Genomic DNA, 24,965 nt, shown 5'->3' on the forward strand with positions numbered 1-24,965 from the left:
TGTTAAAGAGTGTCGAGCGTGGAATCAGAAGTCAGTCGAGTTCATCTCAGTCATGATCCACGCGCGTTGCACGACGATCCGTTACTGGACGGTCTGCTCGCCCTTTGCATGCTGCACCAGAAGCCCGCCAGCGCGGCGATGCTGACCACCGGCCTGCCGCTGCCCAAACAACGTCTGAGTGTCGAGTTGCTGCCCCGTGCGGCGGCTCGCGCGGGCCTACAAGGTCGGGTGTTGCAGCGCAAACTGGAAGAGATTCCATCGATTGCCATGCCCGCGTTGTTGTTGCTCAAGGACGGCCGCAGTGCCGTGCTGCTCGGCTGGCAAGGTGACAACGAAGCGCGAGTGCTGCTCAGCGAAAGCGACGGCGGCGAATCCGTGGTCAGCCGCGAACTGCTGGCCGACGACTACACCGGCAAGGTCTTCTTCGCCCAGCCGCAGCATAAATTCGACGTCAACCACGGCACGCTGATCCCGCGTGCGCGCTCGTGGTTCCGCGACACCCTCAAGCGTTCGCGCTGGCTGTATGCCGACGCAATCGCCGCCAGTTTCCTGATCAACATCATCGCCATGGCCGCGCCGCTGTTCGTGATGAACGTCTACGACCGCGTCGTGCCGAACCAGGCCGAAGCGACCCTCTGGGTGCTCGCGCTGGGCATCACTGGCGCGTACATGTTCGACCTGATCCTCAAGAGCTTGCGCAGCCTGTGCCTGGATCTGGCCGGGAAGAAAACCGACCTGATCATCTCCGCTACGCTGTTCGAGCGCATCGTTGGCATGTCGATGAAGTATCGCCCGGCACGGGTCGGCAGCTTCGCGCAGAACATCCATGAGTTTCAGAGCCTGCGCGATTTCCTCGCCTCCTTGACCCTTACCAGCCTGATCGACCTGCCGTTCACCATCCTGATCTTCATCGTCATCGCCATTCTCGGCGGGCATCTGGTGTGGATTCCGGTGCTGGCATTCCCGATTGCGCTGTTGATTGGCTACGCCTTGCAGAAGCCGCTGGTGGCAACCATGGAGCGCACCATGGCCCTCGGTGCCGAGCGTCAGTCGAGCCTGATCGAAACCCTCGCCGGCCTCGATGCAGTCAAGGTCAATAACGCCGAAAGTGAGCGTCAGTACCAGTGGGAGCAAACCATCGGCACCCTCAGCCGCCTTGAGCTGCGGGTGAAAATGCTTTCCGGTCTGGCGATGAACATCACCTTGCTGATTCAGCAACTGGCCGGGGTGATCATGATCGTCTTCGGTGTGTACCAGATCATCGCCGGCAACCTGAGCATGGGTGGTCTGATCGCCTGCTACATGCTCAGTGGACGCGCACTCAGCCCGCTGGCCTCGCTGTCGGGCTTGCTGACCCGCTATCAGCAGGCGCGAGTGACCATGACGTCGGTAGACCAGATGATGGAGCTGCCGCAGGAGCGCAATTTCGAAGAGCGCCCGCTGAGCCGCAAGGTCCTGCAAGGCGCCATCGAGTGCCGTCAACTCAACTTCACCTACCCGGAGCAGCAAAACCCGGCGTTGAAGAACATCAACCTGGTGATTCGTCCCGGCGAGAAAATCGGCATCATCGGCCGCAGCGGCTCGGGCAAGAGCTCGCTCGCCAAACTGCTGGTTGGCCTCTATCAGCCGGACGACGGCGCGTTGCTGGTGGACGGCGTTGATATCCGCCAGATCGACGTCAGCGAGTTGCGCTACAACATCGGCTACGTGCCGCAGGACATCCAGCTACTGGCCGGCACCCTGCGTGACAACCTGGTTTCCGGCGCGCGTTATGTCGAAGACGAGCTCGTGCTGCAAGCCGCCGAACTGGCCGGTGTCCACGAATTCGCCCGCCTGCACCCGCAAGGCTACGAACTGCAAGTGGGCGAGCGCGGGCAAAACCTGTCCGGCGGTCAGCGCCAGAACGTCGCGTTGGCCCGTGCGCTGTTGCTCAATCCGCCGATCCTGCTGATGGACGAACCGACCAGCGCGATGGACAACACCGGCGAAGAACGCCTCAAGCAACGCCTCGCAGCGGTGATTGAAAACAAGACCGTGGTGCTCGTCACGCACCGTGCCTCCCTGTTGTCGCTGGTGGATCGTCTGTTGGTGATCGATCGCGGGCAGATTCTCGCCGACGGCCCGAAAGCTGCGGTGATGGAAGCATTGAAGAAGGGGCAGATCAGTGTTGCTTAAGTCGGGTTTCAAGGATTCGATCCGTCGCTACTTCAAAGGCACTGCATCGCTGCAGGGCCAGCCGCTGCCAGAGGTCAACAAGGCGCTGATCGAGGACGCCCCGCGCGTCGTGCGCCTGACCATCTGGGCGATCATCGGCTTCTTCGTATTCCTCATGCTCTGGGCCAACTTCGCCGTGATCGACGAAGTGACCAAGGGCGACGGCAAGGCGATTCCGTCGTCGAAGATCCAGAAAATCCAGAACCTTGAGGGCGGGATCGTTTCCGAACTGTTCGTCAAGGAAGGCCAGATCGTTGAGGCTGGCGCACCGCTGATTCGCCTCGATGACACGCGATTTGCCTCTAACGTCGGCGAAACCGAGGCTGATCGGCAGTCGATGCTGCTGCGCGTTGAGCGCCTGAGCGCCGAGGTCGATGACCGCCCGCTGAATTTCCCGGAAGACGTGGTCAAGGCTGTTCCCGTCCAGGCGAAAAGTGAAGAATCGTTGTACATCAGCCGTCGTCAGCAACTGCACGACGAGATCGGTGGCTTGCAGGAGCAGTTGATCCAGCGTCAGCAAGAGCTGCGCGAGTTCAGCTCCAAGCAGGCGCAGTACCGTCAGCAGCTGAGTTTGCAGCGTCAGGAAATCAACATGTCCGAGCCGCTGGTGGCGCAGGGCGCGGTGTCCCCGGTTGAAGTGCTGCGCCTCAAGCGTGCCGAAGTGGAAACCCGTGGTCAGCTCGACGCCACCACATTGGCAATTCCACGCGCCGAGTCGGCGATCAAGGAAGTGCAGCGCAAGGTTGATGAGACACGCGGCAAATTCCGCAGCGAAGCGCTCACTCAGTTGAACGAAGCGCGCACCGATCTGAACAAGGCTCAGGCCACTGGCAAGGCCCTGGAAGACCGCGTCAGCCGTACGCTGGTGACATCGCCGGTGCGCGGCATCGTCAACAAGTTGCTGGTCAACACCATCGGCGGCGTGATTCAGCCGGGCAGCGACATGGTCGAAATCGTGCCGCTGGATGACACCTTGCTGGTCGAAGCCAAGATCCGCCCGCAGGACATCGCGTTCCTGCATCCGGGGCAGGAAGCGATAGTGAAATTCACCGCGTATGACTACACCATTTACGGCGGTCTGAAAGCCCAGCTGGAGCAGATCGGCGCCGACACCATCACCGACGAAGACAAGAAAACCACGTACTACATCATCAAGGTGCGTACCGAACGCAGCCACTTGGGCACCGATGAGAAGCCGTTGTTGATCATCCCGGGCATGGTGGCGTCGGTGGATATCATTACCGGCAAGAAGTCGGTGTTGAGCTACCTGCTCAAGCCGATCATTCGCGCGCGGGCCGAGGCGTTGCACGAGCGCTAGATCTTTATTGGCCTTATCGTCCTCATCGCTGGCAAGCCAGCTCCCACATGTTCAGAAGTCGAACACATAATCGTGTTTCAACCGAGAACCCTGTGGGAGCTGGCTTGCCAGCGATGGCGTCAGTGAAATCGCCACATTTCACCCAGAAGTGACACAAAACGTCACTCACCACCCAGTCCATTCCTCACCAATCGCCATATCGTTATTCGCTAACGGTATTTAATTTCCGATTCTTATAGCTTTAAAGTCATTTCCCTGCGTACCTGCCGACCAATCGGCGCGCCGCACGACCTGAACCAACACGCAATCCAGCGTGAGTTTCTGATCGACGTGCGCGCCCTGTGAGCGTGCCGTGCGTGGGAGATTATTGATGTCCGCAGCCACTGCCTCTTCTAGCGCCGCGACCGCCGCGCCGCAAATTTTCGACATTCGCCCGTTCAGCGGTGCCGTCGGCGCCGAGATCATTGGCCTTGACCTGACCCGCCCGATCAATGATCAGGACTTCGCCCGCATTCACCGTGCGCATCTGGATCACCACGTCGTGGTCTTTCGCGACCAGCACATCACCCCTCAGCAACAAATCGACTTCAGTCGCCGCTTCGGCGTGTTGCAGATCCACGTGCTCAAACAGTTCCTGCTGGCCAATCACCCGGAAATCCTCATCGTTTCCAACATCGTCGAGAACGGCCAGAACATCGGTCTGGGCGATGCCGGCAAGTTCTGGCACTCGGACCTTTCCTATAAAGAACTGCCAAGCCTCGGCTCGATGCTGCACGCGCAGGAATTGCCGTCCGAGGGCGGCGACACCTTGTTTGCCGATATGCACAAGGCCTGGGACAGCCTGCCCGACGCGCTGCGCAAAGCGGTCGAGGGGCGCTTCGCTGCGCATTCCTACACCGCGCGTTACAGCGAAACCAAATTCGAAGGCAACTGGCGCCCGACTCTGACCCCGGAGCAACTCGCCCAAGTCGCGGAAGTGGTGCACCCGGTGGTGCGCACTCACCCGGAAAACGCTCGCAAGGCGTTGTTCGTCAGCGAGGGCTTCACCACGCGCATCGTCGGCCTGCCGGAAGACGAGAGCAAACAGCTGCTTGCCGAGCTTTATGCCCATAGCGTGCTGCCGCCAAACATCTACCGCCACCAATGGCAGCCCCACGACTTGGTGTTCTGGGACAACCGTTCGCTGATCCATCTCGCCGCCGGTTGCCCCGCGCACCTGCGCCGCAAGCTGTATCGCACGACCATCCAGGGCGACGCGCCTTTCTGATTTGCCGGAGATTCGATCATGTCCAAACGTCTTCCATTCGCCCCGTTGGCCGCCGCCATTGGCCTCGGCTTCAGTCTGATCGCCGGTAGTCTGGTGGCGCCGGCCGTGGCCCACGCCGAAGGCGAAATTCGCATCGCCGAGCAGTTCGGCATTGTCTATTTATTGCTCAATGTGGTGCGCGATCAGGGCCTGATCGAGAAGTACGGCAAGCAGGAAGGCCTCGATATCAAGGTCGACTGGACGCAGCTGTCCGGTGGCGCGGCGGTCAACGATGCGCTGCTGTCCGGCTCCATCGATATTGCCGGCGCCGGCGTCGGGCCGTTGCTGACCATTTGGGATCGCACCCACGGCAAGCAGAACGTCAAAGCCGTGGCTTCGCTGGGCAACTTCCCTTACTACCTGGTGAGCAACAATCCCAAGGTGAAAACCATTGTCGATTTCACCGAGAAGGACCGCATCGCAGTGCCGGCGGTTGGCGTTTCCGTGCAGTCGCGCTTCCTGCAATACGCGGCTGCCAGGCAGTGGGGCGACAAGGAATTCAATCGCCTCGATAAATACACCATCGCCGTTCCGCACCCGGACGCAACGGCAGCGTTGATCGCTGGCGGCACCGAGCTGACCGGACACTTTTCCAACCCGCCGTTCCAGGATCAGGCGCTGGAAAACCCCAACGTGCATGTCGTGTTGAATACCTATGACCTGCTCGGCCCGAACTCGCCGACCGTGCTGTTCGCCACCGAGAAATTCCGCAACGAAAACCCGAAAACCTACAAAGCCTTCGTCGAAGCGCTGACCGAAGCCGCGCAATTCGCCCAGAACGATAAAGGCGCGGCAGCCGACACTTACATCCGCGTGACCAAAGCCAAAATCGATCGTGTAGCCCTGCTGAAAATCATCGATAACCCCCAGTTTGAATTCAGCGTTACGCCGAAAAATACTTATCCACTGGCCGAATTCCTCTACCGCGTCGGTGCGATCAAAAACAAACCGGAATCGTGGAAGGATTACTTCTTCCAGGACGCCAAACCGTTGCAAGGGAGCTGACCGAATGAACGCCCCTTTGCAAGGCCACGTGGCCAGCAACCCGATCGCCAGCACGCAAGCGCTGCTGGCGGTGGACCAGGTCAGCCTCGAATACCGCACGCCGCAACGTGTTGTGCGAGCCACCCATCAAGTCAGTTTCGACGTCGATCAGCAGGATCGCTTCGTATTGCTTGGCCCGTCCGGCTGCGGCAAATCCACACTGCTCAAAGCCGTCGGCGGTTTTATCCAGCCGTGCGAAGGCGAGATACGCTTGCAAGGTCAGCGAGTCGATGCGCCCGGCCCAGACCGGATCGTGGTGTTCCAGGAATTCGATCAACTGCCGCCATGGAAAACCGTCAAACAGAACGTGATGTTTCCGCTGCTGGCCTCGCGAACCCTGAAGAAAAAAGACGCCGAAGAACGTGCGCTGCACTATCTGGAAAAGGTCGGTCTGGCGGCGTTCGCCGATGCCTACCCGCACACCTTGTCCGGCGGCATGAAAGCGCGCGTGGCGATTGCCCGAGCACTGGCGATGCAACCGAAAATCCTCCTGATGGACGAGCCGTTCGCCGCACTGGATGCGCTGACCCGCCGCAAAATGCAGGAGGAATTGCTACTGCTTTGGGAGGAAGTGCGTTTCACCTTGCTGTTCGTCACCCACTCGATTGAAGAGGCGCTGGTGGTCGGCAATCGCATTCTATTGCTGTCGCCGCATCCGGGGCGGGTGAGGGCGGAGGTGCACAGCCATCAATACAACCTGCAAAGCCTTGGCGGTGTGGCGTTTCAGGAATCGGCACGGCGCATTCATCGGCTGTTGTTCGATGAGGGCCAGTCGCCGGAGACCGAGTTCGAGCACGACTTCAACGACATTCGCATCGCTTATTGAGCGCTTCCCGAGGATTGCCCGATGAGCCATTCATCATCCGTACGACAAGAGTTTGAAACCGTTTTGGAGCCGCTGACCAGCGTGCCGGTCGAGCGCGAATTACCCCTCGGCCAACGCGTGTGGCAACAGGGTTGGCTGCGTAAAAGCCTGATCCTGATCGTGCTCGCGGTGTTGTGGGAAATTGTTGCCCGAGTGCAGAACAACGATCTGCTGCTGCCCGGTTTCGTGCAGACCAGCCATGCGCTGTACGACGGCCTGCTCAGCGGCGAGTTGCTGGGCAAGGTGTGGATATCTTTGGTGGTGCTGATCAAGGGCTATCTGATCGGCATCGTGCTGGCCTTCGCCCTGACCACTTTGGCGGTTTCGACGCAACTGGGTCGCGATCTGCTCAGTACGCTGACGTCGATGTTCAACCCGCTGCCGGCGATTGCGTTGCTGCCGCTGGCGTTGCTGTGGTTTGGGCTGGGACAGAACAGCCTGATTTTCGTGCTGGTGCACTCGGTGTTGTGGGCGCTGGCGCTCAACACTTATGCGGGGTTTCTTGGTGTTTCGGAGACCTTGCGCATGGCCGGTCGAAATTACGGTCTGAAGGGTATGCGTTTTGTCCTGTTCATCCTGATTCCGGCGGCGCTGCCGTCGATTCTCGCCGGGTTGAAAATCGGCTGGGCGTTCGCCTGGCGCACCTTGATCGCGGCTGAACTGGTATTCGGCGCGACCAGTGGCAAGGGTGGATTGGGTTGGTACATTTTTCAGAATCGTAATGAGCTGTACACCGACAAAGTGTTTGCCGGGTTGGCAGTGGTGATCCTGATCGGCTTGCTGGTGGAGAATCTGGTATTCGATACGCTGGAGCGGGTGACCGTGAAGCGCTGGGGCATGCAGCGCTGAAAATCAAAAGATCGCAGCCTTCGGCAGCTCCTACATGGGTTTGACGGTTCCTTTGTAGGAGCTGCCGAAGGCTGCAATCTTTTGATCTGCTAGCATTGCGCCCAGATCAATCCAGATCAGCCAAGGGTGCTCAGCATGCAACTCCCGGACATGAACCTTCTGGTCGCCCTCGACGCCTTGCTCGACGAGGGCAGCGTGGTCGGGGCCGCGCGGCGGATGAACCTTAGTCCGGCCGCGATGAGCCGAACCCTGACGCGAATTCGCGAAGCCATCGGCGATCCGATCCTCGTGCGCGCTGGCCGTGGTCTGGTGCCGACGCCCAAGGCATTGGAATTGCGCGAGCAGGTGCGTGATGTCGTCGAGCAGGCGGCGCTGCTGTTCCGCTCGGCTGATGACGTGGAGCTGGGCACTTTGCGCCGCCGTTTCAGCATTCGCGCCAATGACTTCTTCATCGGCGTTTATGGCGGCAAGCTCTTCGACACGCTGGATCAGATGGCGCCGCACTGCGAATTGCGCTTCGTTCCGGAAGGCGATGGCGACGATGAGGCGCTGCGTGAAGGACGCATCGACCTGAGCGTCAGCAACACCCGGCCGATCACCCCGGAAGTGAAAGTGCAAAATCTGTTCTCCACACACTTCGTCGGGCTGGTGCGCGAGGATCATCCCTTGCTCGATGGCGAAATAACCGCTGAGCGCTATGCCGGGTTTTCCCATATCAGCATGTCCCGCCGGGGCATCGCCCGTGGCCCCATCGATACGGCGCTGAATGCGCTGGGGCTGGAGCGGCGGGTGGCGGTGATCGCGCCGAGTTTCCATGCGGCGATGTTCGCTTTGCCGGACTCTGACCTGATCCTGCCGGTGCCTAAAGAGGCACTGTTGAGCGTGAGGCGCCTGGGATTGAAATTGCGCTCGTTCGACCTGCCGATTCCGTTGCCGACGCTGATGCTGACCCAGGCCTGGCACCCGCGTTTCGACAAGGATCCGGCGCACCGCTGGCTGCGAGAAACCCTCAAGAGTTGCTGCGATGAGACGTGGCTCGCAGCCCAACCTTGAAGAGCAAAAGATCGCAGCCTCCGGCAGCTCCTACATTGAAATGCATTCCCCTGTAGGAGCTGCCGAAGGCTGCGATCTTTTGATCTTCCATAGTTGTGTCTGACGCACTTATAACCTGCCAATAAGTCAATTTTCGTCAGCACTAAGCCCGACTAAGATGCTCCGGTATTTCCACCCCCGGAGTTTTCATTCATGACATCCCTGACGGTCCCGGCATCTATCGCCGCGGCCAGCCCGGCGACGGCGGTCACGCCCCCGGTGTTCGGGGCGCGGATCATCATCGGGCTGGTCGGCGTGCTGCTGGCGGTGCTGGTGTCGGGCCTCAACGAGATGGTGACTAAGGTCGCCCTGGCCGACATTCGCGGCGCACTGAATATCGGTTACGACGAAGGCACCTGGCTGGTTGCCAGTTACACCGCCACCTCCGTCGCGGCCATGGCCTTCGCGCCGTGGTGCTCGGTGACCTTCTCGTTGCGCCGTTTCACCCTCTGCGCGATCAGCCTGTTCACCTTGCTTGGGTTGCTATGTCCATTCGCCCCGAATTACGAAAGCCTGCTGCTGATGCGCACCTTGCAAGGGTTGGCGGGCGGCGCGTTGCCGCCGATGCTGATGACTGTTGCGCTGCGCTTCCTGCCGGCCAATTTCAAACTCTATGGCCTGGCCGGTTACGCGCTGACAGCAACCTTCGGCCCGGGCCTCGGCACACCGCTGGCCGGGTTGTGGACCGAGTACGTCGGCTGGCAATGGACGTTCTGGCAAATCATCGTGCCGTGCCTGATCGCCATGGTGATGGTGGCGTACGGCATCCCGCAGGATCCACTGCGCCTTGAACGTCTCAAGGCGTTTAACTGGAAGGGTCTGCTGCTGGGCTTTCCGGCGATCTGCATGTTGGTGATCGGCCTGTTGCAGGGCAATCGGCTGGACTGGTTCGAGTCGAACCTGATCAGCGCGTTGCTGATCTCGGGGTCGCTGCTGCTGGTGGCGTTTTTGATCAACGAGTGGTCGCAGCCGATTCCGTTTTTCAAGTTGCAGATGCTCGGTATCCGCAACCTGGCGTTCGCGCTGATGACCTTGGCTGGCGTGTTGATCGTGCTGCAAGCCGTGGTGTTGATTCCGTCGAGCTATCTGGCGCAAGTGCAGGGTTATCGCCCGGTGCAAACCGCGCCGATCATGCTGATCGCGGCGTTGCCGCAGTTGATCGCGCTGCCGCTGGTGGCGGCCCTGTGCAACCTGCGCTGGGTCGACTGCCGTTGGGTTCTGGGGATCGGTTTGAGCATGCTGACGCTGTCCTGTCTGGGCGGGTCGCTGCTGACTTCGGAGTGGATTCGCGACAATTTCTATGTCCTGCAATGGCTGCAGATTTTTGGCCAGCCGATGTCGGTGCTGCCGCTGCTGATGCTATCGACCGGCAGCATCCAGCCCATGGACGGGCCGTTTGCCTCGGCATGGTTCAACACTGTGAAAGGCTTGGCGGCGGTGGTCGCCACGGGCGTGATCGAAGCGCTGACCACATCGCGTCTGCATTTTCACTCGACCATGCTGGTCGACAGCCTCGGCAATTCGCCTCTGGCCGACCGCAGCGATCCGGGCCTCGCCCATCGCCTCCACGAACAAGCGGTGGTGCTGACGTCTTCCGATCTCTACGTGTGCATGGCGGGCGTCGCGGTGACGCTGATCCTGCTGATTTTCTGGCTGCCGACGCGGATCTTTCCACCGCGCGCGCCGACCTGATTGCTGTACTGAAAATGAAGGTTTCCATGACGACTCAAGCAAAGCAAAAACTCGCGGTGGCTGTGGCGGCCGCGTTGGCTGTTGGCGTGCTGGTGTACCTGGCAATGCCCGGCCTGTTTGGCAAACGTACGCAGCAGAACACTAACGACGCGTTCGTTTCCGCCGACTACACGCTGGTGGTCCCGCGTGTGGCCGGGTTCATCAAGGAAGTGCTGGTGGAAGACAACCAGCAAGTGAAGGCGGGGCAGTTGCTGGCGTTGATCGATGATCGCGATTTGCGCGCTTCTGCCGAGGCGGCGGATGCGCAAACCCTGGTCGCCCGGGCGCAGTTGCAGAACGCCAAGGCGACGCTGGAGCGTCAGACTTCGGTGATCGCTCAGGCGCAAGCTTCGGTGGTGTCGGCCAAGGCTGAAATGGCCTTCGCCAAGCAGGAATTGAATCGCTACAACCACCTCGCCGGTGTGGGTGCTGGCACGGTGCAAAACGCACAACAGGCGCGAACCCGCATCGATCAGGCCACTGCGCACCTCGACACGGCCACCGCGAAACTGGCGGCGGAGCGTAAGCAGGTCGACATTCTCAGTGCCCAGCGAGATGCCGCTGAAGGCAGTTTGAAACACGCGCAAGCGGCGTTGGAAATCGCCAGTTTCGAGCTGTCTTACACGCGCATTACCGCGCCGCAGGACGGCATGGTCGGCGAGCGTGCCGTGCGTGTCGGCGCTTATGTGACGCCGGGCAGCAAACTGCTGGCGGTGGTGCCGTTGAAGCAGGCTTATGTGGTCGCCAATTTTCAGGAGACACAACTGACCGATGTGCAGCCGGGGCAGGAAGTGCAGGTGCGCGTTGATAGCCTGGGTGGCGAAGCGCTGACCGGCCGCGTCGAAAGCATCGCCCCGGCCACCGGCGTGACGTTCGCGGCGGTGAAACCGGACAACGCCACGGGTAACTTCACCAAGGTTGTGCAGCGGATTCCGGTGAAGATCTTGCTTGAGCCGGGTCAGCCATTGGCCGATCGGCTGCGGGTAGGGATGTCGGTGGAGGCGAGTATTGATACGCGCACGTCGGCGACTTCGGTGCGTGAGGTGACTCAGCGATGATGTTCGTTGAATCGACTGGCCCAATCGCTGCGATGCGGCGATCCGACAAGCCAGCTTCCACAGGAATTTTGAAGGCTGTGCAACTTAATCACTCCAGACACAGTTCCCTGTGGGAGCTGGCTTGCCAGCGATTGGGCCAGTGGCAGCAACTCACCTTCGGTGCCTTGCTCACTGTCAGCCTCACCGCCTGCACCGTCGGCCCAGATTTCCAAAAACCCGAAGCCACGCAAATCGCCAACTGGGCCAAGCCATCCCAATCCGCCCCCAGCCAAGCTGTCAGCGAGCCCCTCAACGAGCGCTGGTGGGAAGTCTTCAACGACCCGCAACTGTCGGCCCTGACCCAGCGCGCCGTGCGCAGCAACCTCGACCTGCAACTGGCCAGCAGCCGTCTGCAACAGAGCCGTGCCGCACGTCAGGTCATCACTGCCGAGCGCTACCCGACTACCGCCGCCACCGGCAGTTACGGGCGCAAACGCAACAGCGGCGAAGGCCTGAACGACCCGTCCGGGCACAACGGCGATTCCGCCTTCAACCTGTGGGACGCCGGTTTCTCCGCCTCGTGGGAACTGGATTTCTGGGGCCGCGTGCGCCGCGAAACCGAAGCCGCCGACGCCAACCTCGAAGTAGCTGAAAACGACCGTCGCGGCGTGCTATTGGCGGTGCTCGCCGACACTGCGCAGAACTACATCCAGCTGCGCGGCGTACAGAACACTCGCGCCGTCACCGAGCAGAATCTCGATGTCGCCCGCCACAGCCTCAAGCTCTCGCAGCTGCGTCTCAACGATGGCGTGGCGACCGATCTGGACGTCGCCGAAGCCGCTGCGCAAGTCGCCGCCATCGAGTCGCGCTTGCCTGCACTCGAACAGCGCCAATCGCAACTGATCAACGCGATCAGCCTGTTGATGGGCGAGCCACCACAGGCTCTTGATAAAGAATTATCCACAGACGCCGCGGTGCCACAGTCGCCGCTGAAAGTTGCTATTGGCCTGCCGTCGCAACTGGCTGAGCGCCGGCCGGACATCCGCCAAGCCGAAGCACGACTGCATGCCGCCACCGCCAACATCGGTGTGGCCAAGGGTGATTTCTATCCGCGCATCACCCTGTCCGGAAACCTCGGTTCGCAAGCGATGCAGCTCAGTGATTTCGGCTCGTGGGGCTCGCGTGCGTTCGGCGTCGGCCCGCAGTTCAGTCTGCCGCTGTTCGATGGCGGCCGCCTGCGCGGCGTATTGCAGTTACGCGAAGCCCAGCAACAGGAAGCAGCGATCGGCTATCAGCAGACCGTGCTGCGTGCCTGGCACGAAATCGACGATCAACTGACCGCCTACAACGCCAGCCAACGCCGCCGCGACAGCCTCGCCGAGGCCGTACGCCAGAACCAGATCGCCCTGCGCACCGCGCAACAGCAATACGTCGAAGGCGTGGCCGACTTCGTCAATGTGCTTACTGTGCAAGGTGCGTTGCTCGCAACGCAGGAGCAGTGGGTGGAGAGTTCGACCGGGGTTTCGCTGGCGATGGTCGGGTTGTATCGGGCGTTGGGTGGGGGATGGGAGTCGGTGTATCCCGCAGAAGTTGTTACCAATAATCCGGCTTGATCGCGGGCTTTTTGTGGGTTGCCACCCGGTCTGCGAATTGGTGCAGTAATAGCTCTTCAGTGGTGATGAGCCTTCGTAGCCAATGCGAGTGTTCTTTCAGAGAGCCGGGAGGGGGGCGGGTAGATCCGGTTCGATGAGGAAGAACGACCCCAATGGTGATATCAGGAAAGTCTTCACGTAACGCTTTCAAAACCGGCGTCATATCAGTGTCGCCGGTTACCAGGACAATTTGCTCAATGCGCTGGTCCGTACAGAGCGCACGTTGTCGGCTAGCGGTGCGATACATGCTGATTGCGATATGAACGTCGGTTTCTTTTTCTTCCAGTTTCCAGATATCGACTTTGTCTTGGCGCGAGGCCTGCGTATTCCGATCAATAAACCTTGGCGCTTTAGCGGGCTCCAGCTGATGTCGACCAAAATGCACGGTGATATTGGTAGTTCTCAGGGCTCTTACATAGGTATCTTGAGCCTCTTTGGATACCCGCCCGCGCGTGGCCAGTTGGGGCTTGATGGGAGAGGTGAAGTAATCAACCGAAACGACTGAACTTTGCGGATTTTCAACGTGTGCAATGTGCGTCAGCAGGCTTTTCAGGTTCAGCCATTTGTAAGGCGTGCCAGCCAGTAATCCGTAGAAAACGTTATAGCCATCGACAAAGAACGCAGTGCGCACAAAGATATTCCTCAGAAACGAAAAAACCGGCCTGGGCCGGTTTTTTCATCCCCAACTGCCAGCGAACTGAATCGCTACGTACGGGGTTGAGTAAGGCAATCCTAGAGTGAGTACGTCATGTGGGTCAACCCACCATGTGATCTTCAACTCGCTCAGTCGGGATTTAACCAGCGCCGGTCGCTCAGTTTTGTTGGGTTTCCTCGGTAATGGTCAAGTCATTCGAGAGGCTCTGTATGAGCAGTTGTTACATCGGAGACTTCGTTCGCCTATGTTTGTCGCTACTTTCACTTTCGGAGAGAGTAGCTTCCTGGATCTCTGTAGGAAAATACGGTCGGACTACACTCATGTAACAAGTTGATGGCAACTTTGTTAGATCGGCTATTTTTGAAACATTACATTTCAGAGCCTTGATGACTTCCTTCCCTCGCCACAGGAATTGCTTCAGGATTTTCCCGACAAGTCCGCCATGCCCTTGAGCAATTCAATCGGTAACGGAAAGACAATCGTCGAACTCTTGTCGCCAGCAATCGAGGACAAGGTCTGCATGTAGCGCAGTTGCATCGCACCGGGCTGGCGGCCGAGCATTTCGGCGGCCTGCATGAGCTTTTCCGAGGCCTGCAGTTCGCCTTCGGCGTGGATTACCTTGGCCCGCCGCTCACGTTCGGCCTCGGCTTGTTTGGCGATGGCGCGCACCATCGACTCATTCAGGTCGACGTGTTTGATCTCGACATTGGCGACCTTGATGCCCCAGGCATCGGTTTGCGCGTCGAGCACTTGCTGGATGTCGATGTTCAACTGCTCGCGCTCGGCCAGCAGTTCATCCAGTTCATGTTTGCCGAGCACGGCGCGCAGCGTGGTCTGCGCCAGTTGGCTGGTGGCGGAGAGGAAATCTTCGACCTGAATAATGGCCTTCTGCGGGTCGAGCACACGGAAATACAGCACTGCGTTGACCTTCACCGAAACGTTGTCGCGGGTAATCACGTCCTGCGGCGGCACATCGAGAACCACGGTGCGCAGGTCGACCCGAACCATTAGCTGCACCACCGGAATCAACAGGATCAGCCCCGGGCCTTTGACCTGCCAGAAACGCCCGAGCTGAAATACCACGCCGCGCTCGTATTCACGCAGGATGCGAAACGTCGATCCGGCCAGGACGATCACCAACAACAGCAGCGCAACAAAACCGATTTGCAGACCCATGATCACTCTCCGTGTTGAGCCGCGTCAGTCGCGCTGACTTGCAGCAGTAAGCCGTTTCGCCCGACCACGCGTACCGATTGCCCTGTGTGCAGTGGTGTGGTGCTGAGCACCTGCCAATGTTCGCCTTGCAGTTGCACCCAGCCGTTATGCGCATTTTGCGCGTGCACAGTGGTCACTGCCGTGACGCTGCCCACCAGCCCGGCGTCGCCACTGACTGCGTGTCGCGGCCGGGTCCTCAAGGCGCGGATGATCAACGCAAGCAAGAGCAGGGCGCTGATCAGGCCTAGGCCGATCATCATGGGCACCGGCAAGTCGGCGTTGCCCAGAATCAGCGCGCCGATGACGAACATGATGATCCCGCCCAGGCCGATCACGCCGTAATTGGGCAGCGCGGCTTCGGCAATCAGAAAAACGATGCCGAGGGTGATCAGCCACAGGCCGACCGGGCTCATGGGCGGTAATGAGGTGTCGGCGGCGAAGGCGAACCCACTCAGCAGGAGTAACCAGACAAACGCACAACATCGGCTGTTCACGTGATCCTCCGCGACAGGTGGTTCTTTCAGTCTAGTTGAGCCTCGCGCTGGCTGAATGTTGATCAATGTGCGGATGTGTCCGGTGAGCGGATTTCCCTTCGTCTGCAACCTGCCGAACTAGACTCAAAGACACGGCAACAACCCTCCAGCGCAACTCCGAGGTGCATCATGCGAATGGCCAAAAAGGTGCAAAGCAGCCTGAACCGGGCGCATTGCGAATATGACATCGTCGCCCACCGCCACTCGTCCAGCAGCCTGGAGACCGCGCGGGTTAGCGGGGTGGCTGCCGAACGGGTAGCGAAATCGGTCATCCTCGACGATCACCATGGGCATTACCTGATGGCCGTGCTGCCAGCCAGCCGCCACCTGGATTTGAGCAAGGTGCGCAACTCTGGTGAATGGCAACTCACCCGCGAAAGCAATCTGGCGCACATATTCGATGACTGTGAACGCGGCGCGGTGCCGCCGCTGGGGGATTCCTACGGGTTGGACATGGTCATCGACCCTCTGCTGACCCGGCAGAAAGACATCTACCTGGAGGCGGGCAACCACAACTACCTGCTGCACATGAGCATGCCCGAGTATTTGAAAATGGTGCCGCATGCGCAGGTGCGGGAGTTGAGTCATTAGGTTTAGTGGCGTTCGTGCAGACGCCTTCGCGAGCAAGCTCGCTCCCACAGGAGATTGAGTTCAACCTGTGGGAGCAAGCCTGCTCGCGAAAATTCTTCCACTCACCGCGTCATCCAAGGAATTCATCAATGGAAAATCCAAACCACAGCCTCCCATCGCTATTCAAACAACTGGGCCTGGACAACGACCCGGTCAGCATCGACCAATTCATCGCCACCCATTCCCCACTCAAACCAGAGCTGCATCTGGCGGACGCGTTTTTCTGGAGCGAAAGCCAGGCGGAGTTTTTGCGGGACGAGATTCTCGATGATGCGGACTGGGCGGAAGTGGTGGATCAGTTGAATGTGTTGTTGCGGAAGGGGCGGCAGGGATGACTGAATGATGACCGCTTGTAGCCTTATCGTTTTTACGATTGTCTGTGATCTAAAACTGGACCAATATAACGACCTCAAATGAGGTCTTAATTATGCAAAACGTTCTGGCCGATATGGCTGTCAGTGTTTCCGAGCTGAAGAAAAACCCATCTGCAGTACTGAGCGGCGCCCATGGTGGAGCGGTGGCCGTTCTGAACCACAATCGCGTCATGGGCTACATGGTGCCAGCTGATGTTTACGAGGCAATGATGGAGCGGCTCGATGATCTGGAGTTGGCTGAAATCGTGCGTGCCCGCAGCCATGAGACACCCGTACCGGTAAGCCTGGATGACCTATAAGCTCGAATTTTTGCCATCTGCTCATAAAGAGTGGAACAAGCTCGGTCATACGCTTCGAGATCAATTCAAAAAGAAACTCGCCGAAAGATTGATGCTGCCAAGAGTATCGGCTGATGCGCTCCACGGAATGACTGATTGCTACAAAATCAAACTCAAGGCATCTGGTTACCGTTTGGTTTATCAAGTAATCGAAGAGCGCGTCGTCGTTTCTGTCGTTGCGGTAGGCAAACGCGAGCGCAGCAATGTGTATGAAAATGCAAAAAAACGCTGAGTACATCCAGCCAATCCATTTCTCCATGGCTGAACGGTCAATTTGTTTCAAAACTTGACTGAATTTCCCCTCCAATGCGATATTGATAGTTAGCAAACTAACAGTGTGCATTTCCCCGTGCCAAATTCCCTCGACGCTCTCCAAATGAACATCAGCAGTGCCATGGTGGTGGCCGCCAGGCATTGGCGGAAGATCTGCCAGACCACGCTGGTCAACTATGGAATCTCCGAAGCCTGCGCCGTCCCGTTGTTGATGATCGGGCGGTTGGGCGAAGGTGTGCGTCAGGTGCAAGTGGCGCAGGCGGCCGGGATGGAGAGTCCGTCGCTGGTGCGACTGCTTGATCAGTTGTGCCACTCCGGTTACGTCTGCCGCACTGAAGACACACAGGATCGCCGCGCCAAGTGCCTGAGCCTGACCGACGCCGGTCGTGAGCTGGTGCAAGCGGTGGAGGTCGAATTGGTGCGTCTGCGTCACGAAGTACTCGAAGGCATCGACCAGAGTGATCTGGAGGCTACGCTTCGAGTACTCAGAGCTTTTGAGGCGGCAAATCCGCCCGTGGTGGTTAATTCTTGAACGGTTTTTTCACTGGCATTCCGCCGGCCCGTGACTGGTTCTACGGGATCCGCACGTTTGCCGCGTCGATGCTCGCGCTGTACATCGCCATGCTCATGCAAATGCCGCGTCCCTATTGGGCGATGGCCACGGTGTACATCGTTTCCAGCCCATTTCTCGGTCCGACCAGTTCCAAGGCGCTGTACCGCGCCATCGGTACTTTTCTCGGTGCGGCGGCGGCGGTGTTTTTTGTGCCAATGTTCGTCCAGAGCCCTTTTGTGCTGGTGGTAGTCATCGCCTTGTGGACGGGGATTTTGCTGTTCCTGTCGCTGCATTTACGCACCGCCAACAGTTACGCATTGATGTTGGCCGGTTACACGCTGCCGCTGATTGCCTTGCCGGTGGTGGATAACCCGCTGGCGGTGTGGGACGTGGCGGAAGCGCGTACCGAAGAGATTTTCCTCGGCATTGCCGTCGCTGCCGTCGTGGGTGCGATGTTCTGGCCACGTCGCCTTGCGCCGGTGTTCAACGACGCCGTGGGCAAATGGTTCGCCGACGCGTCGACCTACAGCCTGAAATTTCTCAGCCGCGACGTGCAGCCCGAAGAAGTCACTGCTTTACGCATGGCGATGGTCGCCAGTTTCAATAGTCTCGAACTGATGATCGGCCAGTTGCCCCACGAAGGCTCGCGGCCGCAAACCGTGCGCAATACCAAAGAGCTGCGCGGGCGGATGATCCACCTGCTGCCGGTGATCGATGCCCTCGAAGACTCGCTCTACGCCCTCGAACGGCGCACCCCGGAGCTGGTGGAAAAATTCGCACCGCTGCTGGCCGCGACCCGTGAATGGCTCGACCACAACGACGCCGATCTCGACCGCTGGCAGGCACTCAAAGATCAGCTCGAAGCCTTGCAGCCAAGCGCCGAAGCACTTGAAGACCGCAAGCAATTACTGTTTTCCAACGCGATTTATCGCCTCGGCGAATTCATCGATTTGTGGCAAGACTGCCGCAGTCTGCAAGATGCGATTCTCTGCGAGCGCCAGGACAGCTGGCGCGCGGTTTATCGCCACTGGCGCCTCGGTCGTCTGACGCCATTTATCGACCGTGGGCTGATGCTCTATTCGGTGGCGTCGACCATTCTGGCGATCATCGTCGCCTCGGTGCTGTGGATTCTGCTCGGCTGGCCGGATGGCGGCAGTGCGGTGATTCTGGCGGCAGTCGCGTGCAGCTTCTTCGCCTCGATGGACGACCCGGCGCCGCAGATTTACCGGTTCTTTTTCTGGACCGGCATGTCGGTGCTGTTCGCCAGCCTGTATCTGTTTTTGATTCTGCCGAACCTGCACGATTTTCCGATGCTGGTGTTGGCGTTTGCCATCCCGTTTATCTGCGTTGGCACCCTGACGGTGCAGCCGCGTTTCTACCTCGGCATGCTGCTGACGCTGGTCAACACCTCGTCGTTCATCAGTATTCAGGGGGCTTACGATGCAGACTTTTTTGCCTTCGTGAACTCCAATCTGGCGGGACCGATCGGCCTGTTGTTCGCGTTCATCTGGACGCTGGTGGCGCGTCCGTTTGGTGCCGAGTTGGCAGCCAAACGGCTTACCCGGTTCAATTGGAAAGACATTGTCGACATGACCGAACCGGCCAACCTTGCTGAACACCGCAAGCTGGGCGTGCAGTTGCTTGATCGGCTGATGCAGCACCTGCCGCGTCTGGCGCTGACTGGCCAGGACACCGGCATTGCCATGCGTGAAGTACGAGTGGGCCTGAACCTGCTCGACTTGCTTGCCTACACCCCGCGGATGACCGGCGTACCCAAGGCACTGTTGCAGCAAGTGGTAAGCGAGGTCGGCGGGTATTTCCGCGCTTGCCTCAAGGCTGGTGAACGTCTGCCGGCGCCGAGCCCTTTGCTGATGACCCTGGACCGCACCCGCCGTGCGCTCAATGGCCACGGCGACGAAGAAACCCGGCTACACCTGTTGCACGCCCTGAGCGGTTTGCGTCTGGCATTGCTGCCCGGCGTTGAATTCGTTTCCAGCGCCGAGCCCGAAGAACCGCTGCCCGATGGAGCGCCCCTATGATCGGTGATCTGGACATCAGCGGCATTTTCCTGCCGACCTTGCTGGTGTTGATGGGCATCACTTATGTGCTGTTTTTGCTGGTGCATGCCGTGCTCACGCGCGTGCACTTTTACCGTCTGGTCTGGCACCGGGCATTGTTCAACGTGGCGCTCTACGCCGTACTTCTGTACGGCGTGGACTCACTCAGTCGATACCTGATGACATGAAAAAACCGTTTTTGACCATCGGTCGCGTGGTACTGACCCTGCTGATCGTGACTTTTGCCGTTGTCCTCGTCTGGCGCATGGTGATGTATTACATGTTCGCGCCGTGGACCCGCGACGGCCACATTCGCGCCGACATCATCCAGATCGCCCCGGACGTTTCCGGGCTGATCCAGCAGGTCGAGGTGAAGGATAACCAGTTGATCAAGCGCGGCCAGGTGCTGTTCAGCATCGACCAGGACCGCTTCAAACTGGCGCTGCGTCAGGCTAAAGCCGCGGTCGCGGATCGCGAAGAAACCCTGGCGCAAGCGCAACGTGAAGCCAAGCGAAACCGTGGGTTGGGTAATCTGGTGCCGGCCGAGCAACTGGAAGCGAGCCAGTCGCGCGTCGCCCGTGCGCAATCGGCGCTGGCCGAAGCGTTGGTGACGGTGGACAGCGCTCAGCTCAACCTTGATCGCTCGGTGATCCGCAGTCCGGTGGATGGCTACGTCAACGACCGCGCGCCGCGTCCTCAGGAATTCGTCACCGCCGGGCGTCCGGTGCTGTCGCTGGTCGACAGCAATTCCTTCCACATCGACGGCTATTTCGAAGAGACCAAACTCGACGGCATTCATGTCGGCCAGTCGGTGGATATCCGTGTGATTGGCGACCGTGCGCGGCTGCGCGGGCATGTCGAAAGCATCGTCGCCGGCATCGAAGACCGCGACCGCAGCAGCGGCAGCAATCTTCTGCCGAACGTCAACCCGGCGTTCAGTTGGGTGCGACTGGCGCAGCGGATTCCGGTGCGCATTGCCTTCGACGAGGTGCCGGCAGACTTCCGCATGATCGCCGGGCGGACCGCCACGGTGTCGATCATTGACGACAGGAAACAGGAGCCCGAGCAATGAACAAGGCCCTGATGATCGCCGGGTTGGGCGTGATGCTCTCGGCCTGTCAGATGGTCGGGCCGGATTACCAGGTGCCCGATGAGGCGGCTGTTCAGCGCAAAGACATTCAGGGCGAACTGGCGGTGGCTGGCAAACCTGTGGTGTCGGCGCCAGTGCCGGCTGACTGGTGGCGCCTTTATAAGGACCCACGTCTGGATCAACTGGTGCAGCAGGCCATGGCCTCCAACACGGATCTGCGCGTGGCGGCAGCGAACCTGTCGCGGGCTCGTGCGCAGGTCGATGAGGCCGAAGCCGCGGGTGGCTGGAGCGCTGGTGTAAAAATGGGCGCGCAGCGATTGCAGGAATCCGGTCAGGCGTTCCTGCTGCCGGAAAAAGTCCCGGTCGATAACGTCGGCGATATCGGCATCAGCGCTTCTTATCAATTCGATCTGTGGGGCACCTTGCAACGCGGCATCGAAGGTGCGAAGGCCAACGCCGATGCGACCCAGGCGGCAGCGGATACCGCGCGGATCACTTTGGTGGCTGACGTGGTTCGCGCCTATACCCAGGTGTGTGCAGCGAATGAGGAGCGAGAAATCGCAGAGCATTCTCTCGATCTGCAAGCGCAAAGCACCACGCTGACCCAACGCTTGCGTGATGCCGGACGTGGCGACGAAACCCAGGTCACCCGCTCGCAAACCCAATTCAAATCTCTGCGCGCTGACCTGCCACGTTACGAAGCGGCGCGTCAGGCTGGGTTGTTTCGTCTGTCGATGCTGCTGGCCAAACCCGTTGATCAATTGCCGACGGGCACAACGACCTGCGCCGAGCTACCGAAAATCGCGCAATTGGTGCCGGTCGGTGATGGCGCCGCGTTGCTCAAGCGCCGCCCTGATATTCGCCAGGCCGAACGGCGGCTGGCTGCTTCGACCGCCGGGATCGGTGTCGCCACCGGCGAGTTGTACCCGGACATCAGCATTGGCGCGACGATTGGCACCGTCGGTCTTATCGACGATTTGGGCGATCCATCGACCAACCGTTGGGGCTTCGGCCCGTCGCTGAGCTGGAAGGTGCCGACCAACGGCGCCCGTGCGCGCATTCGCGAAGCCGAAGCGGCGACACAAGGCGCACTGGCGCATTTCGACGGCGTGGTGCTCAACGCCATTCGCGAAACCCAAACGGGGCTGGCTCAGTACACTTCCTTGTTGCAGCGCCGTGATGCACTGGCCGATGCCGAGCAATCGGCGAAACTGGCTGCAGACCAGACGCACCGTTTCTTTCAGGCCGGCCGCGAGTCGTTCCTCGCCGACCTGCAAGCAACACGCACCTACACCGATGTCACCGCGCAACTGGCCGCTGCCAACACTCAAGTCGCCATGAGCCAGATCGATTTGTTCCTCGCCCTCGGCGGCGGTTGGGAAAGCGGACGAACGCAAGCCTCAAGCCCGAGCAAACCCTGACGCCGTAGCTATGCTTGAAGTGTTGAAAGGGCGCCCCGTGCAAAGCGTCCCTTCAGCGCACATTGCTAGCGCTGGTCTAGGGGAAACCAATAATGAAAAACCCTTACGCTCTCGGCTTCTGGTGCTCGTTGGTAGCGCTGGTGCTGCTTTCGGCCACCTATTTTTACGGCATCATGCTGGCCCACCAGATCGACAAGGCGATGATTTTCCTCGACAGCGCTGTGGCGTTGATCGCGGTGATGGCAATCGTCGTGGTGGCCTGGGCGTCTCTGCAGGTTCAGCGGGTCAAGAAGCGACAGCTTGAACGAGGCAAGACCCTGGTGCTGATCTGGGACACCAAAGTCGCCCTGCGCCGGGTCGAAACCGTGTTCGACCGGTATTTCTGGGGCAGCTACTGGCAACCGGGGCGTACCTTCGCCGAGGTCATGGGCGAACTCACCGGCACGCCGCTGGAAAAAAGCCTCGAAGCGCTGAAGAAGCAATGCCTGGAACTCGACAAGCAGTTCGACGATGAGGGCTGGCATTGGCTGAACAATGCCCGTGAACTGTCCGATGTCGCCACGGCCATGGCCCGCGAACGCTATCAACTGGATTACTGCGATCCGCGCGCCGATGGCCCGAGTGGCGCGGTGATCGATCGGGATTTTGAAGTGCTGGTGTATACCTGGACAGCGCGGTTGAAGAGCTTTGATCATCAGTTGGATGAGATCGAGGTTCAGTATTCCTGATCTCCTTTGAATCAACGGGCCTCATCGCTGGCAAGCCAGCTCCCACAGGTTTTTGTGGTGTTCACAAGTTTTGTGATCACCCAAGACTCTGTGGGAGCTGGCTTGCCAGCGATGGCGTCTGCAAAAACAGCGAAACTCTTCCAGCCTGTCGACTGTCCACACTCCCCATAGACACTCTTTCACCTTTAAACATTGGGCCGTATCCCGTGCCCAGTGCTAATCTCCACCGCTAATTCAAGCGGAGTCGAGCCGTAACCCGGTCACGGGTTCAGGGAAGACGACCACACTTTCAGCCACGGAAATCGATCAGGTCATTCATGAATAAATCAGCAGGCGTGCTACTCGGAATTGTTGTTGCTATCGGTGCGATCAGCGCAGGCGGGGCCTGGTACACCGGGACCAAGATCGAAGGCGTACTGAACAACGCCGTCACCAACGCCAACAAAGAACTGCAAACCGCGATGGCCGGCTCCAATGGCACTGCGTCGCTGGAACTGGTGTCGCTGGAGCGCCACACGTTCACCAGCACCGCGCACTATCGCCTCAAAGGTGAAGGTGAGTTGTTTGGCGATGCGCCGGTCGAGCTGCTGTTTGTCGACCACATCGAGCACGGGCCGCTGCCGTTCTCGCGTCTGGTGTCGCTGAAGTGGCTGCCGGTCATGGCCACCAGCAATTACGAGCTGGAAAAGAACCCGGCCACCGAAAAATGGTTCGCCGCGACCAAGGGCGCAGCACCGCTCAAAGGCGTGACCAACATTGGCTACGACGAATCCACCACCAGCACCATCGACCTGCTGCCACTGGAAACCGCACTGGATGCGCAATCGAGCCTGAAATTCTCCGGCCTGACCATGAATATTTCCGCCAGCGCCCAAGCGCAAAAGGTCAAGGCTGACGGTTACATGGACAGCCTGAAACTGGTCACCGTGGCTGAAGACCAGGCGCCCGTGCAGATCGAACTCAATGGTCTGACCCTGGCCAGCAACCTCGCCAAGAGCAGCTTCGGCTACTACACCGGCGCCAACACTCTGGAACTGACCAACAGCAAAACCACCTTCGGCACCAAGCAATCGGTGCTCGGCGTGAAGGGCTTCGAGATGAAGAACCTCACCGAAGAAAGCGGCAGTAATGCGTCCGGTCGCGCCGATTACAAGGTTGAAGAAGTCACCCTCAACGACAAGAAAATCGGTTCCGCCAACCTGGCATTCAGCCTGAAGAACCTCGACATTCCGTCGACAATGTCGCTGATGCAGATCTATCAGACCAAATTGCAGCCTTACGAAAAAGCCGCTGCCGAAGCTGCAGAAGCAGGTTTGCCGGCGCCGGAACTGAACCTCACCGAAGCCGAATCGGCTCAGGTCAAAGCCGACCTGCAGAAGCTGCTGGCGGCCGGTCCGCAAGTGGCGCTGGAGAACCTCTCGCTGAAAACCGCCAATGGTGAAAGTCGCGCCAATCTGGTGATCGACCTGACCAAGCCGCAATCGATGGACCTGCCACCGGATCAACTGGGCAAACAGCTGATCGCGTTGCTCGATCTCAACATCGTCGTGTCCAAGCCAATGCTGATCGATCTGCTCAGCGTCCAGGCGCAGCTTGATGGTCAGACCGACGCCAAAGCTATCGTCGATCAGGCCAGCGGTGCGGCCGACATGTTCTCGGGCATGGCCGTCGGTTCGCAGTTGGCGACCGTGGATGGCACCAATGTCGTGACCAAGCTGCATTACGCCGCCAATCAGGTGGAATTCAACGGCCAGAAAATGACCGTCGAGCAGTTTGTCGCCTTCCTGATGAACAAGTTCGCGGGCGTCTCGCAAGTGCAGTAATACTGCGCCATTAACAGCAAACGCCCGGCCTCTGTCTTGCACAGACGCCGGGCGTTTTGCTGTCTGGTGTTCGGGTTTTCAGCGCTCCTGCCAAGCCGCCATCACGATTCTGAACAATTATTGTGTTCCGGATTTTGCTCAGCGCTTGCGTGCAAACTGCCTGACTA

General features: G+C 59.5%; 24 protein-coding genes. 21 read left to right on the forward strand and 3 right to left on the reverse strand.

Translation table 11 applies throughout. From position 1 onward, the window contains the following. Positions 1 to 18 precede the first annotated feature (18 nt). The 10 genes from ACA061_RS00715 to ACA061_RS00760 all read left to right on the forward strand — a co-directional run bounded on the left by ACA061_RS00715 (position 19) and on the right by ACA061_RS00760 (position 13,069). Positions 19 to 2,175: a type I secretion system permease/ATPase gene (locus ACA061_RS00715; protein ID WP_210554440.1), complete on the forward strand. Its 2,157-nt coding sequence runs from the start codon at positions 19 to 21 to the stop codon at positions 2,173 to 2,175. Then, positions 2,165 to 3,532 carry an HlyD family type I secretion periplasmic adaptor subunit gene (locus tag ACA061_RS00720; protein WP_150603983.1) on the forward strand — a complete coding sequence of 456 codons (1,368 nt, stop codon included), beginning with the start codon at positions 2,165 to 2,167 and terminating at the stop codon, positions 3,530 to 3,532. The genes ACA061_RS00715 and ACA061_RS00720 overlap by 11 nt, the downstream gene beginning before the upstream one ends. A 370-nt stretch (positions 3,533 to 3,902) precedes the next feature. Continuing rightward, positions 3,903 to 4,799, forward strand: a complete 897-nt coding sequence (locus ACA061_RS00725; RefSeq protein ID WP_497300389.1) for a TauD/TfdA dioxygenase family protein — start codon at positions 3,903 to 3,905, stop codon at positions 4,797 to 4,799. An 18-nt stretch (positions 4,800 to 4,817) separates the two neighbouring features. Continuing rightward, the gene (locus ACA061_RS00730; protein ID WP_497300390.1) at positions 4,818 to 5,843 is read left to right on the forward strand and encodes an ABC transporter substrate-binding protein; all 1,026 of its coding nucleotides are present in this window, start codon (positions 4,818 to 4,820) and stop codon (positions 5,841 to 5,843) included. Between the two features lie 4 nt (positions 5,844 to 5,847). Further along, on the forward strand, positions 5,848 to 6,708 hold the full coding sequence (locus tag ACA061_RS00735) for an ABC transporter ATP-binding protein (RefSeq protein ID WP_497300391.1): 861 nt from the start codon (positions 5,848 to 5,850) through the stop codon (positions 6,706 to 6,708). 21 nt (positions 6,709 to 6,729) lie between these two features. Further along, entirely contained in the window at positions 6,730 to 7,596 is an 867-nt protein-coding gene (locus ACA061_RS00740; protein ID WP_497300392.1) for an ABC transporter permease, read from the forward strand. Between the two features lie 135 nt (positions 7,597 to 7,731). After that, positions 7,732 to 8,649, forward strand: a complete 918-nt coding sequence (locus ACA061_RS00745) for a LysR family transcriptional regulator (protein WP_150603978.1) — start codon at positions 7,732 to 7,734, stop codon at positions 8,647 to 8,649. A 192-nt stretch (positions 8,650 to 8,841) separates the two neighbouring features. Further along, the gene (locus ACA061_RS00750) at positions 8,842 to 10,380 is read left to right on the forward strand and encodes an MFS transporter (protein WP_497300393.1); all 1,539 of its coding nucleotides are present in this window, start codon (positions 8,842 to 8,844) and stop codon (positions 10,378 to 10,380) included. Positions 10,381 to 10,406: 26 nt separating this feature from the next. After that, positions 10,407 to 11,477, forward strand: a complete 1,071-nt coding sequence (locus ACA061_RS00755; RefSeq protein WP_150618381.1) for an HlyD family secretion protein — start codon at positions 10,407 to 10,409, stop codon at positions 11,475 to 11,477. Then, complete coding sequence (locus ACA061_RS00760; RefSeq protein WP_497300394.1) at positions 11,474 to 13,069, forward strand: efflux transporter outer membrane subunit; 1,596 nt, start codon at positions 11,474 to 11,476, stop codon at positions 13,067 to 13,069. The genes ACA061_RS00755 and ACA061_RS00760 overlap by 4 nt, the downstream gene beginning before the upstream one ends. Here the strand turns inward: ACA061_RS00760 and ACA061_RS00765 are convergent. The 3 genes from ACA061_RS00765 to ACA061_RS00775 form a co-directional block, all read right to left on the reverse strand. Next, positions 13,050 to 13,739, reverse strand: coding sequence for an NYN domain-containing protein (locus tag ACA061_RS00765; protein ID WP_497300395.1), 690 nt, complete (start codon positions 13,737 to 13,739; stop codon positions 13,050 to 13,052). The two genes, ACA061_RS00760 and ACA061_RS00765, sit on opposite strands and share 20 nt — an antisense overlap. Positions 13,740 to 14,180: 441 nt before the next feature. Further along, positions 14,181 to 14,939 carry a slipin family protein gene (locus ACA061_RS00770; protein WP_497300396.1) on the reverse strand — a complete coding sequence of 253 codons (759 nt, stop codon included), beginning with the start codon at positions 14,937 to 14,939 and terminating at the stop codon, positions 14,181 to 14,183. 2 nt (positions 14,940 to 14,941) lie between these two features. Further along, the gene (locus tag ACA061_RS00775) at positions 14,942 to 15,472 is read right to left on the reverse strand and encodes an NfeD family protein (RefSeq protein WP_497300397.1); all 531 of its coding nucleotides are present in this window, start codon (positions 15,470 to 15,472) and stop codon (positions 14,942 to 14,944) included. 168 nt (positions 15,473 to 15,640) lie between these two features. Between ACA061_RS00775 and ACA061_RS00780 the strand changes: the two genes are divergently transcribed. From ACA061_RS00780 to ACA061_RS00830, 11 genes are all read left to right on the forward strand, one after another. Continuing rightward, positions 15,641 to 16,102: an aminoacyl-tRNA deacylase gene (locus ACA061_RS00780; protein ID WP_150618383.1), complete on the forward strand. Its 462-nt coding sequence runs from the start codon at positions 15,641 to 15,643 to the stop codon at positions 16,100 to 16,102. Positions 16,103 to 16,230: 128 nt separating this feature from the next. Further along, complete coding sequence (locus ACA061_RS00785) at positions 16,231 to 16,476, forward strand: DUF2789 domain-containing protein (protein ID WP_150593777.1); 246 nt, start codon at positions 16,231 to 16,233, stop codon at positions 16,474 to 16,476. 92 nt (positions 16,477 to 16,568) lie between these two features. After that, complete coding sequence (locus ACA061_RS00790; RefSeq protein WP_150603970.1) at positions 16,569 to 16,814, forward strand: type II toxin-antitoxin system Phd/YefM family antitoxin; 246 nt, start codon at positions 16,569 to 16,571, stop codon at positions 16,812 to 16,814. Beyond that, on the forward strand, positions 16,804 to 17,085 hold the full coding sequence (locus ACA061_RS00795; RefSeq protein ID WP_150603969.1) for a type II toxin-antitoxin system RelE family toxin: 282 nt from the start codon (positions 16,804 to 16,806) through the stop codon (positions 17,083 to 17,085). The genes ACA061_RS00790 and ACA061_RS00795 overlap by 11 nt, the downstream gene beginning before the upstream one ends. Before the next feature lie 144 nt (positions 17,086 to 17,229). Next, positions 17,230 to 17,658: a MarR family winged helix-turn-helix transcriptional regulator gene (locus tag ACA061_RS00800; protein ID WP_497300398.1), complete on the forward strand. Its 429-nt coding sequence runs from the start codon at positions 17,230 to 17,232 to the stop codon at positions 17,656 to 17,658. Next, the gene (locus ACA061_RS00805) at positions 17,655 to 19,718 is read left to right on the forward strand and encodes an FUSC family protein (protein ID WP_497300399.1); all 2,064 of its coding nucleotides are present in this window, start codon (positions 17,655 to 17,657) and stop codon (positions 19,716 to 19,718) included. Before ACA061_RS00800 ends, ACA061_RS00805 begins: the two co-directional genes overlap by 4 nt. Continuing rightward, a complete protein-coding gene (locus ACA061_RS00810; protein ID WP_007917703.1) occupies positions 19,715 to 19,924 on the forward strand; it encodes a DUF1656 domain-containing protein in 210 nt (69 codons plus the stop codon). Before ACA061_RS00805 ends, ACA061_RS00810 begins: the two co-directional genes overlap by 4 nt. Beyond that, on the forward strand, positions 19,921 to 20,808 hold the full coding sequence (locus tag ACA061_RS00815) for an efflux RND transporter periplasmic adaptor subunit (RefSeq protein WP_047299245.1): 888 nt from the start codon (positions 19,921 to 19,923) through the stop codon (positions 20,806 to 20,808). Before ACA061_RS00810 ends, ACA061_RS00815 begins: the two co-directional genes overlap by 4 nt. Continuing rightward, the gene (locus tag ACA061_RS00820; RefSeq protein ID WP_497300400.1) at positions 20,805 to 22,247 is read left to right on the forward strand and encodes an efflux transporter outer membrane subunit; all 1,443 of its coding nucleotides are present in this window, start codon (positions 20,805 to 20,807) and stop codon (positions 22,245 to 22,247) included. Before ACA061_RS00815 ends, ACA061_RS00820 begins: the two co-directional genes overlap by 4 nt. 92 nt (positions 22,248 to 22,339) lie before the next feature. Then, a complete protein-coding gene (locus ACA061_RS00825) occupies positions 22,340 to 22,975 on the forward strand; it encodes an NADH:ubiquinone oxidoreductase subunit N (protein ID WP_497300401.1) in 636 nt (211 codons plus the stop codon). Between the two features lie 317 nt (positions 22,976 to 23,292). Then, positions 23,293 to 24,798 carry a YdgA family protein gene (locus ACA061_RS00830; protein WP_497300402.1) on the forward strand — a complete coding sequence of 502 codons (1,506 nt, stop codon included), beginning with the start codon at positions 23,293 to 23,295 and terminating at the stop codon, positions 24,796 to 24,798. Positions 24,799 to 24,965 lie beyond the last annotated feature (167 nt).

The organism is Pseudomonas sp. LBUM1668 (genome assembly GCF_059695715.1).